Source organism: Streptomyces prasinopilosus (assembly GCF_001419695.1).
Classification (GTDB): domain Bacteria; phylum Actinomycetota; class Actinomycetes; order Streptomycetales; family Streptomycetaceae; genus Streptomyces; species Streptomyces prasinopilosus.
In genome coordinates this window covers 1-13,150 of the sequence record NZ_LIRG01000183.1, presented here as the reverse complement: position 1 = coordinate 13,150, position 13,150 = coordinate 1, and the positions used below count along the sequence as shown (strand labels likewise).

The following is a 13,150-nucleotide window of genomic DNA, read 5'->3' as shown; positions in this document are numbered from 1 at the left end:
TGTAGGACCCCGCGGGATCACCTTTGATCCCGCGGGGTCCTACAGTGATGAAGGGGCCGTAAGGTCAGGCATAGTGGCGCTGTCACCCCCGAGTGACCTTGTTTGTCACAATCTGATCGATTGTGGACACTTACGGGGTGTGACTCGGGCCACGCAGGGAGGACGTAACGCTCCTGGAAAGAACGCGATGACCTAAGAGGTGACAGTCGCGGAGGGAATACGGACGCCGTTCACGGCGCTGTGCAACTCCCCGGCCCCCGCCCGCATCGCCGGCCCATCCCCAAGCCGGCGGTCGGCTCCTGTCCGTCGTGGACGGGGCCGGAAGCCGTTTTCTCAACGTCCCGAGAGGTTGTTCGTGTCGGCCAGCACATCCCGTACGCTCCCGCCGGAGATCGCCGAATCCGTCTCTGTCATGGCGCTCATCGAGCGGGGAAAGGCTGAGGGGCAGATCGCCGGCGACGACGTGCGTCGGGCCTTCGAAGCTGACCAGATTCCGGCCACTCAGTGGAAGAACGTACTGCGCAGCCTCAATCAGATCCTCGAGGAAGAGGGTGTGACGCTGATGGTCAGTGCCGCGGAGCCCAAGCGCACACGGAAGAGCGTCGCAGCGAAGAGTCCCGCCAAGCGCACCGCGACCAGGACGGTCGCGGCGAAGACGACGACCACCCGGAAGGCCGCCGCCGCGGCGCCGGCCGCGCCCGACGCCGCCGAGGAGGAGGCACCCGCCAAGAAGGCGGCTGCCAAGAAGACCACCGCGAAGAAGGCGACCGCCAAGAAGACGGCGGTGAAGAAGACGGCCGCCAAGAAGACCGCGGCCAAGAAGGACGACGCCGAGGTCACCGACGAGGAGACCGTCGAGGAGGCCAAGGCGACGGACGAGCCGGAGGGCACCGAGGCCGCCGGTTTCGTCCTCTCCGACGAGGATGAGGACGACGCGCCCGCCCAGCAGGTCGCCGCCGCCGGTGCCACCGCCGACCCGGTCAAGGACTACCTCAAGCAGATCGGCAAGGTGCCCCTGCTCAACGCCGAGCAGGAGGTCGAACTCGCCAAGCGCATCGAGGCGGGCCTGTTCGCCGAGGACAAGCTGGCGAACTCCGACAAGCTGGCGCCGAAGCTCAAGCGCGAGCTGGAGATCATCGCCGAGGACGGCCGCCGGGCCAAGAACCACCTCCTGGAGGCCAACCTCCGCCTGGTGGTCTCCCTGGCCAAGCGCTACACCGGCCGCGGCATGCTGTTCCTGGACCTCATCCAGGAGGGCAACCTCGGTCTGATCCGCGCGGTGGAGAAGTTCGACTACACCAAGGGCTACAAGTTCTCCACCTACGCCACCTGGTGGATCCGCCAGGCGATCACCCGCGCGATGGCCGACCAGGCCCGCACCATCCGCATCCCGGTGCACATGGTCGAGGTCATCAACAAGCTCGCGCGCGTGCAGCGCCAGATGCTCCAGGACCTGGGCCGCGAGCCCACCCCGGAGGAACTGGCCAAGGAACTCGACATGACCCCGGAGAAGGTCATCGAGGTCCAGAAGTACGGCCGTGAGCCCATCTCCCTGCACACCCCGCTGGGCGAGGACGGCGACAGCGAGTTCGGTGACCTCATCGAGGACTCCGAAGCCGTCGTCCCGGCCGACGCGGTCAGCTTCACGCTCCTGCAGGAGCAGCTGCACTCCGTCCTGGACACCCTCTCCGAGCGCGAGGCGGGCGTCGTCTCCATGCGTTTCGGTCTCACCGACGGTCAGCCGAAGACCCTCGACGAGATCGGCAAGGTGTACGGGGTCACGCGCGAGCGCATCCGCCAGATCGAGTCCAAGACCATGTCGAAGCTGCGTCACCCGTCGCGCTCCCAGGTCCTGCGCGACTACCTCGACTAGGACGGCGAGCGCAGCGGTCCCGCACGACCGAACCGAGGCCCGGCCCCTTCGAAGGGGCCGGGCCTCGGCGCTGCTCCGCGGGTGCGGGGCGCGACGGCGTGAACCACCCTGGGTGTTCAACCAACGCCCCAGCGTGAGGAGAGCGCATGCGTCGTCGCCTAGCCCGGGTCCTGGCCCGGCCACTGGTCATCGCCGCCGCCACGACCGCGATACCGCTGGCAGCGGCAGGTCCGGCGGTCGCGGACCGCATCGTCGTCGGAGGGTTCCCGGTCGACGTGGCCCAGAGCCCGTGGACCGTGGCGCTGTCCAGCCGTGACCGGTTCGGGGGTACCCGGGCGGGACAGTTCTGCGGGGGCGTGGCCGTCGGCCGGACCACGGTGCTCACCGCCGCCCACTGCATGAACGAGGAGGTGCTGGGAGCGCCGCCGGAGCGCGTGCCCGACCTCAGGGTGATCTCCGGCCGTACGGACCTGCTGTCGGACGAGGGGGAGGAGATAGAGGTGCGCGAGACCTGGGTGAACCCGGGCTACGACCCGCTCAGCAACTCCGGGGACTTCGCCGTGCTCACCCTGGCCGCACCGCTGCCCTCCGGGGCGGTGATCGGCATGGCCGGCGCGGACGATCCCGGGTACCGGGCCGGCACCCCCGCGACCGTCTACGGCTGGGGGGACACCACGGGGTCGGGGACCTACGCCGGAAGCCTGCACGCGGCGCGGGTGCGCGTGCTGCGCGACACCCTGTGCGCGGAGGCCTACCCGGGCGGCGGCGAGGGCGCGTACCACGCCGGGACCATGCTGTGCGCCGGCGAGGAGGCCGGCGGGCCGGACGCCTGCCAGGGCGACAGCGGTGGACCGCTGGTGGCCGAGGGGCGGCTGATCGGCCTGGTGTCCTGGGGCAGCGGATGCGGCTGGGCGGACAGTCCCGGGGTCTACACGCGGGTGTCCGAGGTCGTGCGGACGCTGGACGAGGGTCGGGCCGGACAGGCGCCCGACGGCGCCTGAAGGCGGCCCGCCGGGCCCCGGGCAGGCCTTCGGGGACCGCCGGGCGGTTCCCGGGGTCCGAGGAAAGGCCCAGTGCCGAGGGGGAGGCCGGGGCGCGAGGAAGAGCGCACGAGAAAAGGGCGGCTGTCTCCGCATGGAGGCAGCCGCCCCTCCCGCCGGCCTGTGCCGGTCTGGCTCGTCGTCGTACCTGAGACGTCGGCGCGTCTGTCAGCGCGTCCTCAAGATCAGCGCTCTTCCTCGACGGCAGGGGCCGACGGGGAGGTCAGCCGTTCGCTCTCGTCCTGTATCTCGGCGGCGATCTTCTTGAGTTCCGGCTCGAACTTGCGGCCGTGGTGGGCGCAGAAGAGCAGTTCTCCGCCGCTCAGCAGGACGACGCGCAGGTATGCCTGGGCGCCGCAGCGGTCGCAGCGATCGGCGGCCGTCAGGGGGCTCGCGGGGGTCAGAACAGTAGTCACGTCGCCTCTTCTCTAGCTCGACGAGCTGTCGTACCAGGGTCAACATCCAACCAGGCCCAAAACGTTCCCGCTCGTGGCTGCTTCTCGAAAAAATCTTTCCGAGGTGGCCGGATGTCGCCGGTTGGCGGCGAATGTGCCGTATCGCGTGTCTGTGTCGTCGTACGGATTCGCGTCGGATCGGTGGTGGTCGGCCCTCCCGGCTGGGTTGCCGGTTTGTTCTTGAGGACGTGCCCGGAGCCTAAATGGTTCATGCCTGGAAGGGAACGTGATGTGTGCTTCACTCCATCGAGGGATCGAACAGGTATACGACTCTCGACTAGTCTAGGTTTCAGACGAGGGTGGCGTGACAGCGGCTCTACCAGGCCTCGGTACCCTCTCACCGGTGACAAGCGCCGCGCCCTTGACCGTGAGGGCCCCATCCGAAATTCAGCGAGGAGCGAACCGCGTGACCGCCGAGACGTCCGTGCCGTCCACAGCGCTGCTGGCAGGAGCTGACCGGGACGGTTCCAACTACACCGCGCGGCACCTGCTCGTCCTCGAGGGGCTCGAGGCCGTGCGCAAGCGCCCCGGAATGTACATCGGGTCGACCGACAGCCGCGGTCTGCTGCACTGCCTCTGGGAGATCATCGACAACTCGGTGGACGAGGCCCTCGGGGGCCACTGCGACCGCATCGACGTGATCCTCCACGACGACGGCTCGGTGGAGGTCCGGGACAACGGCCGCGGCATCCCGGTCGACGTGGAGCCCAAGACCGGCCTCTCCGGTGTCGAGGTCGTCATGACCAAGCTGCACGCCGGCGGCAAGTTCGGCGGCGGTTCGTACGCCGCCTCCGGTGGACTGCACGGCGTCGGCGCGTCCGTCGTCAACGCGCTCTCCGCGCGGCTGGACGTCGAGGTGGACCGCGGCGGGCACACCCACGCGATCAGCTTCCGCCGCGGTGTCCCCGGTGCCTTCGCCGCCCTGGGCCCGGACGCGAAGTTCGAGGCCGGCAGCGGGCTGCGCAAGGCCAAGAAGATCCCGAAGACCCGCAGCGGCACGCGGGTGCGCTACTGGGCCGACCGCCAGATCTTCCTCAAGGACGCCAAGCTGTCCCTGGAGACCCTGCACCAGCGCGCCCGCCAGACCGCCTTCCTGGTGCCCGGCCTGACCATCGTCGTCCGTGACGAGTTCGGGCTCGGCGACGGCGGCAGCAAGGGCGAGGAGTCCTTCCGCTTCGACGGCGGCATCAGCGAGTTCTGCGAGTTCCTGGCCACCGACAGGGCCGTCTGCGACACCCTCCGCTTCACGGGCCAGGGCACCTTCAAGGAGACGGTGCCGGTCCTGGACGAGTACGGCCAGATGACCCCCACCGAGGTGACCCGCGAGCTCGGCGTCGACGTCGCGATGCGCTGGGGCACCGGGTACGACACGACGCTCCGGTCCTTCGTCAACATCATCGCCACCCCCAAGGGAGGCACCCACGTCGCCGGCTTCGAGCAGGCCGTCGCCAAGACGGTGAACGAGGTGCTGCGCACGAAGAAGATGCTGCGCGTGGCCGAGGACGACGTCGTCAAGGACGACGCCCTGGAGGGCCTCACGGCGGTCGTCACCGTCCGCCTGGCCGAGCCGCAGTTCGAGGGGCAGACCAAGGAGGTCCTCGGCACCTCGGCGGCCCGCCGCATCGTGAACACCGTGATCTCCCGGGAGCTCAAGGCCTTCCTGACCTCCACCAAGCGCGACGCCGCCCAGCAGGCCCGGGTCGTCCTGGAGAAGGCGGTCGCCGCGGCCCGGACCCGCATCGCCGCACGTCAGCACAAGGACGCCCAGCGCCGCAAGACGGCCCTGGAGTCCTCCTCGCTGCCCGCCAAGCTGGCCGACTGCCGCAGTGACGACGTCGGGCGCAGCGAGCTGTTCATCGTCGAGGGGGACTCCGCGCTCGGTACGGCGAAGCTCGCGCGGAACTCCGAGTTCCAGGCGCTGCTGCCGATCCGGGGCAAGATCCTCAACGTGCAGAAGTCGTCCGTGACGGACATGCTGAAGAACGCGGAGTGCGGGGCGATCATCCAGGTCATAGGGGCCGGATCCGGCCGGACGTTCGACATCGACGCGGCCCGTTACGGCAAGATCATCATGATGACCGACGCCGATGTGGACGGTTCCCACATCCGCACCCTGCTCCTGACGCTGTTCCACCGCTACATGCGGCCCATGGTCGAGTCCGGCCGGGTGTTCGCCGCGGTGCCGCCGCTGCACCGCATCGAGCTGGTCCAGCCCAAGAAGGGCCAGGACAAGTACGTGTACACGTACTCGGACCGCGAGCTGCGCGACAAGCTGATGGACTTCCAGACCAAGGGCATCCGCTACAAGGACTCGATCCAGCGCTACAAGGGCCTCGGCGAGATGGACGCCGACCAGCTGGCCGAGACCACCATGGACCCGCGCCACCGCACCCTGCGCCGGATCAACCTCACCGACCTGGAGGCCGCCGAGCAGGTCTTCGACCTGCTCATGGGCAATGACGTCGCTCCGCGCAAGGAGTTCATCTCCAGCTCGGCGGCGACACTGGACCGGTCGCGCATCGACGCCTGACCGCCCCGCGGCCGGCCGCGGGGCGGTTCCCGAGGTCACCCGAGGTCACCTGATGGAGTGAAGCGGCGCGGGAAGAAAGGCCGGGGATCACGCCGTTCTGCCCATCCTTGGGCATGCAGCGAAGCGATGACCGCCCCCACCCGAGCGGAGGCGGCCCCGAGAGTCCCGCCGGAGACACCGAAAGACGCTCCGCGCCTCCCGGGGACGGTCCGACGGGACGGCCCGGCGGCGCTCGTCTCCCGCTCCCCGGCGGGCCGTCCGGTGCCGTGAGCCATGACGACCCCTGGTACGACGCCCTCGCCTCGGGCTGGGGCGAGGGCGTCGGCAGTGGCACCGGAGCCCCCGCGGCGGTCCGGACGCCGACGGCACGGGTGGCGGTCGTACCGGCGGCGCGCGGGCCGGAAGGCGCCGTGCCGGCGGCGGACGTGTACCTCCAGGTCCAGCGCAGCGCCGCGTTCCAGGAAGTGCGCAGCCGCTACCGGAGGTTCGTGGTCCCGGCGGTCGTCGTCTTCTGCGCCTGGTACGTGGCGTACGTCGTGACCGCCACCACCGCGCCGGACCTGATGGCGCGGCCGGTGGCCGGCGCGGTGAACGTGGGGTTGCTCGCCGGACTCGGCCAGTTCCTGACCACGTTCCTGCTCACCTGGGCCTACGCACGGCACGCGCGGCTGCGCAGGGACCGGGCGGCTCTGGAACTGCGTTGGGACACACAGGAGTTGGCGCGCGGCCTGGGCGGCGGGTCATGACGGGTGATCACCAGGCTTCGGCACTGCTGCTGTTCGGCGCGTTCGTCGCGGTCACCCTGGGGATCACCACCTGGGCGGGCCGCCGACGGCAGGGCTCGGCCGAGGAGTTCTACGTCGGCGGCCGGCTCTTCTCACCGATGGAGAATGGTTTTGCCATCGCGGGCGACTACATGTCCGCCGCCTCCTTCCTCGGCATCTCCGGACTGATCGCCCTCTTCGGTTACGACGGGATGCTGTACTCGGTGGGCTTCCTGGTGGCCTGGCTCGTGGTGCTGTTCCTGGTCGCGGAACTGGTGCGCAACTGCGGCCGGTTCACCCTCGCCGACGTGGTGGCGGCCCGCATGCGGGAACGCCCCGTCCGCATCGCCGCGGGGACGTCGTCGGTCGCCGTGTCCGTGCTGTACCTGGTGGCGCAGATGGTGGGGGCGGGCAGCCTGGTCGCCCTGCTGCTCGGCGGCCGGAGCGAGGCGGCCCAGGCCTGGACCGTCGTCGGCGTCGGGGCGCTCATGGTGATCTACGTGTCGATGGGCGGGATGCGGGCCACCACCTGGATCCAGATCGTCAAGGCGGTCCTGCTGCTCGGCGGCACCGTCGTGCTGACCGTCCTCGTCCTGCTGCGGTTCCACGGCGACTTCAACCGGCTGCTGCTCACGGCGGCCGGACGCAGTGGCCACGGGGAGGCGTTCCTGGCCCCCGGGCTCGCCTACGGCGGGGACTGGACGTCCCGGTTCGACTTCATGAGCCTGGGGCTCGCACTGGTGCTGGGCACGGCCGGACTGCCGCACATCCTGTCCCGTTTCTACACCGTCCCGACCGCGCGGGCGGCCCGGCGCTCGGTCGTCTGGTCGATCGGGCTGATCGGCGGGTTCTACCTGATGACGATCGTGCTCGGATTCGGTGCCGCGGCCGTCGTCGGACCGGACGCCGTGCGCGGGTCCAACGCGGCCGGGAACACGGCGGTCCCGCTGCTGGCGCTCGACCTCGGCGGCGGCGCCGGCTCCACCGGCGGAACGGTTCTGTTCGCGGTCGTCGCCGCGGTCGCCTTCGCCACGATCCTCGCCGTCGTCGCCGGAATCACGCTCGCCTCGTCGGCGTCCGTCGCCCACGACCTGTACGCGTCCCTGCGGCGCCGCGGCGGGAAGCCGCGCAGCGAGGTGGCCGTGGCCCGGGTGGCCGCGCTCGGCATCGGCGTGCTGGCGATCGGGCTCGGTCTGCTGGCCCGTGATCTCAACGTCGCCTTCCTCGTCGGGCTGGCCTTCGCGGTGGCCGCCTCCGCCAACCTGCCCGTGCTGCTCTACTCCCTGTTCTGGCGCGGATTCACCACCAGGGGAGCCGTGTGGGCGGTCTACGGCGGGCTGATCCCGGCCGTGGTGCTGGTCCTGCTGTCCCCGGTGGTCTCCGGCAGCCCGGAATCCCTGTTCCCCGGCGTCGACTTCCACCTCTTCCCGCTCCAGAACCCCGGCCTGGTCTCCATCCCGCTCGGCTTCCTCGCCGGCTGGCTCGGCACGGTCACCTCGGCCGAGGTCCCCGACGAGGCCAAGCACGCGGAGACGGAGGTGCGGTCGCTGACGGGCGCGGGGGCGGTGTGACGGGAGCCGTGCGACGGGAGGCGTGCGGGCCCGGGGCCGGAGAGGGCGGGCCGCCCGGCCCCGGGCAGGTGAGTCGCGGGGCGGCCGCCTCCGCGCAACGGTGTTCCGGTCAGCTCGCGAGGGCCGCCATGGTCACCTCGCGGATCGCCACCACGTCCATCCGCGCGGGCGAGCCCAGCACCGACCCGCAGCTCTCCGCGCGGGGCGGCAGGGACGAGCCCTGGGCCACCTCCACGCGCCAGCGGCGCCCGTCGGCGTGTGCGACGAGCACGTCCCAGCGCGGAGCCGCGCCGTCCGTCCGTACGACGGTCAGCGTCCCGGCGGCGTACTCGTCCACCGCGGTGCGCACGGCCAGCTCGGCCGCCTGGCCGGGACGTTCCCAGGCGGAGTTCCCGCGGCATCCCTCCACCAGGATCCGTCCCTCGCGCGCGCCGCGCAGCGCCTCCTCGACGCCCCGGGCCTCGGCCCTGCCGTACGCGTAGCCGTGGGGGAGGACGAGCACCGTGGGCGAGAAGCGGTGCCCGCCCAGGTGGGTGACCTCCCAGACGCCTTCGACGCCGGAGGCGGCCAGCTCGGTCGCCAGGGGCCGGCCGAGGAGCGCGCAGCAGCGGTCGCGCTTGCCGTTGGTGCAGACGAGGGCGAGCGGGGCGCCCTCGTGCGGCCGCCCGCCGAGTGCCGTGGCGAAGGTGTCGGCGTGTCCCCTGCCGAGGGCCGCGAAGTCGAGGCCGAGCAGGTGCTCCGGATCCGTGGTCGTGGCGGTGTGCAGCCACGTGCCGCCGGGCACGGTGTGGGCCGCGTACACCCGGCGCTCGGCGGGCGTCCGGCGGTCCGCGTGGCGTCCGGGGCGCCTGATCAGGGCGATGCGCACCCCGGTGCCCGAGGCGGCGGCCTCCAGGGCCCGGCCCAGCGCCGGGTCGAGGTGGCTCGACGTGAGCGCCTTGGGACCCCACGGACCGGGTTGTTCCAGCAGGAGCCAGGTCCTCGCGGTGGCCGCCGTCCCCGCGACGGGCTCGTGGAGCTCGCGGGAGGCGGTTGAGCACGTACTCACAGAGGTGAGCCTAACCTGAGTTGCTCCTGAGCGCCGAGTGACGCCCCCTGGCTCAATTCTCCGCGAACCGCCCCGGCGTTCCCGGCCGTCGGTGCTCCGCCCGCTCGATGCTCCGCCCGTCCGTGTCCTCGCCCGCTCGTGCCGCCGGGCAGGACGTGAATGCGCGCGAGCGTTGCGCCCACCGGGTCGCGTCGGTGAGGTGGGGGCGGGCGCGTCGCGGCGAGCCGTCCGCCGGCCGGGGACCGGACCTGGGAGCACGTCGTCACGCCGGCCGTCCGCCGGCCGTCGGGGTTCGGGCCGGCCGCGGGGGACCGGCGAGCGGGGGCGGTGCCCGCCGCCACCCAGGGCGTCGAGCGGCTCCGACCCGGCGGGAAGGCGGAAAGGCGGCGCACGGAGGGGAACGAGGACCGCGCCATCCGGTGCCTCGCCCGACGTCCGTCCTGCGGACGCTGCCGACCGCCGTTCGCTTCACCGCGGTTCTCACCGCTCGTATCCTGGGGAGTCGGTCGGTCCCCGGGCGCACGCCGAGCCGTGAGCCCGGGTACGCATGGATGGAAGAGGGGTCGCGCGGTGGAGCGGAGCAACGGTCGGCAGATTCCGGTCGTGGTCCTGGCCGGTTTTCTCGGATCCGGGAAGACCACCCTGCTCAACCACCTCCTCCACCACAGCGGCGGCAGCCGTATCGGGGCCGTCGTCAACGACTTCGGGGCCATCGAGATCGACGCCATGGCCGTGGCCGGGGCCGTCGGCGACTCGACCGTCTCGCTCGGCAACGGCTGCCTGTGCTGCGCCGTCGACGGCAGCGAACTCGACGTCTACCTCGAACGGCTGGCGCGGCCGTCCGCCGGGATCGACGTCATCGTCATCGAGGCCAGCGGTCTCGCCGAGCCGCAGGAACTCGTGCGGATGGTGCTCGCCAGCGAACACCCCCGGATCGTGTACGGCGGACTCGTCGAGGTCGTGGACGCCGCCGAATTCGAGGAGACCCGGGCCCGGCACCCCGGGATCGACCGGCACCTCCGTCTCGCCGACCTGGTCGTCGTGAACAAGGTCGACCGGGCGGCGGACCCGGAGGGCGTGCTCGGTCTCGTGCGGTCGCTCGTCGAGCGCGCCGCCGTCGTTCCCGCCACGCACGGCCGTGTCGATCCGGAGTTCCTCTTCGACCGCAGGCCGGCCGAAGAGCGCGTCGGGCAGCTCTCCTTCGACGACCTGCACCGGCACGGACCCGACGCCGACGAGCACGCCGGCCATCTGCACGCCCGGTACGACAGCCTGTCCTTCGCCTCCTCGACGCCGCTCGACCCGCGGCGGCTGATCAGGTTCCTCGACAGCCGTCCCGAGGGGCTCTACCGGATCAAGGGATACGTCGACTTCGGGCCCTACGACACCGTGAACCGGTACGCCGTGCACGCCGTCGGGCGGTTCCTGCGGTTCTACCCGGAGCCCTGGCCTGCCGGTGCGGAGCGGCTGACGCAGCTGGTGCTCATCGGGACCGGCCTCGACGCCGCCGCCCTGCGCAAGGAACTGGAGGAGGCCTGCGGCAGTGGCACCCTCGACGCCGCACACGCCGACGAGCAGGGCATGTGGGGCGTGCTGCGCTACGTACCGGAGCCCGAGGAGGCCGGGGAGCCCGAGGAGGCCGTGGAGCCCGGGGAGCCCGAGGAGGCCGTGGACTCGGGAGGGCCCGCGGGGTCATGAGGCCCCGCGGGCCCGAGTTCCTTCGGCCGGGCCGGGCCGGACCGGGCCTGGGCGGACCCCGAAGCCCCGGCCCCGGCCCTCGGCGTGATCCGAGCGCGGGGCCTAGACCGGTCCCGCCACCACCGCCACCGTCTTCGGCAGCGACACCCCCGAGCCGTCACGGCGCGGGTCGGGCTCCGGAAGGTCGACCGGCGTCCCGTTCTTCTGGGAGGCGCGGGCCGGGGTGGGGCCGGCCCAGGCCAGGGACAGGCAGTCCTCGCCCTTGAGGAACCGCTGGCAGCGCACCCCACCGGTGGCCCGGCCCTTGCGCGGGAACTGGTCGAACGGGGTCACCTTGGCCGTCGTCTGGACGGAGTCGTCCAGTGTGCCGCGCGAGCCGGCGACGGTGAACACCACCGCGTCCGCCCCCGGATCGACCGCCGTGAAGGTGATGACCTTCGCACCTCCGGCGAGCTTGATGCCCGCCATGCCGCCGGCGGGACGCCCCTGCGGGCGGACCTGCGAGGCCTGGTAGCGCAGCAGTTGCGCGTCGTCGGTGATGAAGACCAGGTCCTCCTCGCCCGTGCGCAGTTCGACGGCACCGACGATCCGGTCGCCCTCCTTGAGGGTGATGACCTCCAGCTCCTCCTTGTTGGAGGGGTAGTCGGGCACCACCCGCTTGACGACGCCCTGTTCCGTGCCGAGCGCGAGGCCCGGAGACGACTCGTCGAGCGTCGTCAGGCAGATCACCCGCTCGCCGTCCTCCAGGGAGACGAACTCCGGGACCGGTACCCCGCCCGAGAGGTTCGGGGTCGGCATCGACTCCGGCAGCTGCGGGAGGTCGACGACGTTCACCCGCAGCAGGCGCCCCGCCGAGGTGACCACGCCCACCTCGCCGCGGGCGGTGGCCGGCACCGCCGAGACGATCATGTCGTGCTTGACCCGCTTGGCGTGCGCGCCCTTGGGGAAGGGCTTCGCGTCCGCCGTACGGGCGAGCAGGCCCGTGTCGGACAGCAGCACCCGGCACGGGTCGTCCGCCACCTGGAGCGGCACGGCGGCGACCGGGGCGGCGGACCCGTCCAGCAGGACCGTACGGCGGTCGTTGCCGAACTTCTTGGCCACCGCGGCCAGTTCGGAGGAGACCAGCTTGCGCAGCTCCGCGTCCGACTCCAGGACGCGGGTCAGCTCCTCGATCTCCGCGTTCAGCCGCTCCCGCTCCGCCTCCAGTTCGATGCGGTCGAACCGGGTGAGGCGGCGCAGGGGGGTGTCCAGGATGTACTGGGTCTGGATCTCGCTCAGCGAGAACCGCTCCATCAGGCGCTGCTTGGCCTGAGCGGAGTTGTCGCTGGAGCGGATCAGGCGGATGACCTCGTCGATGTCCAGCAGCGCCGTGAGCAGGCCCTCGACCAGGTGCAGGCGGTCGCGCCGCTTGCCGCGGCGGAACTCGGAGCGGCGGCGGACCACGTTGAAGCGGTGGTCGAGGTAGACCTCCAGCAGCTCCTTGAGGCCCAGGGTGAGCGGCTGGCCGTCCACCAGGGCCACGTTGTTGATGCCGAAGGACTCCTCCATGGGGGTCAGCTTGTACAGCTGCTCCAGGACCGCCTCCGGCACGAAGCCGTTCTTGATCTCGACGACCAGGCGCAGACCGTGGGCGCGGTCGGTGAGGTCCTTGACGTCGGCGATGCCCAGGAGCTTCTTCGAACCGACCAGGTCCTTGATCTTGGCGACCACCTTCTCCGGGCCCACCGAGAACGGCAGCTCGGTGATGACCAGGCCTTTGCGGCGGGCGGACACCTCCTCCACGGTGACCGTCGCGCGGATCTTGAAGGTTCCGCGGCCCTTCTCGTACGCGTCCCGGATGCCCGGGAGGCCGACGATCCTGCCGCCGGTGGGCAGGTCGGGGCCCGGGACGTGCTTCATCAGGGCGTCGAGGTCCGCGTTGGGGTACCGGATCAGGTGGCGGGCGGCCGCGATCACCTCGCGGAGGTTGTGCGGGGGCATGTTGGTGGCCATGCCGACCGCGATGCCCGACGCGCCGTTCACCAGGAGGTTCGGGAACGCGGCGGGCAGGGTCGTCGGCTCCTGCTCCTGGCCGTCGTAGTTGGGCGCGAAGTCGACCGTGTCCTCGTCGATGGACTCGGTCATCAGGCTCGTGGCCTCGGTCATCCGGCTCTCGGTGTACCGCATGGCCG

9 protein-coding genes are annotated in these 13,150 nt (G+C 71.4%); 6 read left to right on the top strand and 3 right to left on the bottom strand.

Going from position 1 to position 13,150, the window contains the following annotated elements:
• Positions 1 to 355: 355 nt before the first annotated feature.
• Complete coding sequence (locus tag AOK18_RS09365; RefSeq protein WP_055694000.1) at positions 356 to 1,873, top strand: RNA polymerase sigma factor; 1,518 nt, start codon at positions 356 to 358, stop codon at positions 1,871 to 1,873.
• A gap of 146 nt (positions 1,874 to 2,019) precedes the next feature.
• Positions 2,020 to 2,874, top strand: a complete 855-nt coding sequence (locus tag AOK18_RS09360; protein WP_055693998.1) for a S1 family peptidase — start codon at positions 2,020 to 2,022, stop codon at positions 2,872 to 2,874.
• 224 nt (positions 2,875 to 3,098) lie between these two features.
• Here AOK18_RS09360 and AOK18_RS09355 read toward each other — a convergent pair whose 3' ends face one another.
• The gene (locus AOK18_RS09355) at positions 3,099 to 3,329 is read right to left on the bottom strand and encodes a DUF7455 domain-containing protein (protein ID WP_055571934.1); all 231 of its coding nucleotides are present in this window, start codon (positions 3,327 to 3,329) and stop codon (positions 3,099 to 3,101) included.
• Between the two features lie 445 nt (positions 3,330 to 3,774).
• Between AOK18_RS09355 and AOK18_RS09350 the strand changes: the two genes are divergently transcribed.
• The 3 genes from AOK18_RS09350 to AOK18_RS09340 all read left to right on the top strand — a co-directional run bounded on the left by AOK18_RS09350 (position 3,775) and on the right by AOK18_RS09340 (position 8,233).
• Positions 3,775 to 5,898: a DNA gyrase/topoisomerase IV subunit B gene (locus AOK18_RS09350; protein WP_055693997.1), complete on the top strand. Its 2,124-nt coding sequence runs from the start codon at positions 3,775 to 3,777 to the stop codon at positions 5,896 to 5,898.
• Between the two features lie 113 nt (positions 5,899 to 6,011).
• A complete protein-coding gene (locus AOK18_RS09345; RefSeq protein ID WP_079104925.1) occupies positions 6,012 to 6,644 on the top strand; it encodes a DUF485 domain-containing protein in 633 nt (210 codons plus the stop codon).
• Complete coding sequence (locus tag AOK18_RS09340) at positions 6,641 to 8,233, top strand: solute symporter family protein (RefSeq protein WP_055693995.1); 1,593 nt, start codon at positions 6,641 to 6,643, stop codon at positions 8,231 to 8,233. The genes AOK18_RS09345 and AOK18_RS09340 overlap by 4 nt, the downstream gene beginning before the upstream one ends.
• 109 nt (positions 8,234 to 8,342) lie before the next feature.
• On the opposite strand, the gene AOK18_RS09335 is transcribed toward AOK18_RS09340, so the two are convergent.
• A complete protein-coding gene (locus AOK18_RS09335; protein ID WP_055571938.1) occupies positions 8,343 to 9,281 on the bottom strand; it encodes a sucrase ferredoxin in 939 nt (312 codons plus the stop codon).
• A 570-nt stretch (positions 9,282 to 9,851) separates the two neighbouring features.
• Between AOK18_RS09335 and AOK18_RS09330 the strand changes: the two genes are divergently transcribed.
• Complete coding sequence (locus AOK18_RS09330; RefSeq protein WP_055693994.1) at positions 9,852 to 10,979, top strand: CobW family GTP-binding protein; 1,128 nt, start codon at positions 9,852 to 9,854, stop codon at positions 10,977 to 10,979.
• Positions 10,980 to 11,081: 102 nt separating this feature from the next.
• Here the strand turns inward: AOK18_RS09330 and AOK18_RS09325 are convergent.
• Positions 11,082 to 13,150: DNA gyrase/topoisomerase IV subunit A (locus tag AOK18_RS09325; protein WP_055693999.1), on the bottom strand; the 2,069-nt coding region annotated here is incomplete at its 5' end.

What these genes read in the sequence shown, in the direction of transcription:
- AOK18_RS09360 (WP_055693998.1), top strand. Translation starts at nt 2,020, where the DNA reads ATGCGTCGTCGCCTAGCCCGGGTCCTGGCCCGGCCACTGGTCATCGCC.
- AOK18_RS09345 (WP_079104925.1), top strand. Translation starts at nt 6,012, where the DNA reads ATGCAGCGAAGCGATGACCGCCCCCACCCGAGCGGAGGCGGCCCCGAG.
- AOK18_RS09340 (WP_055693995.1), top strand. Translation starts at nt 6,641, where the DNA reads ATGACGGGTGATCACCAGGCTTCGGCACTGCTGCTGTTCGGCGCGTTC.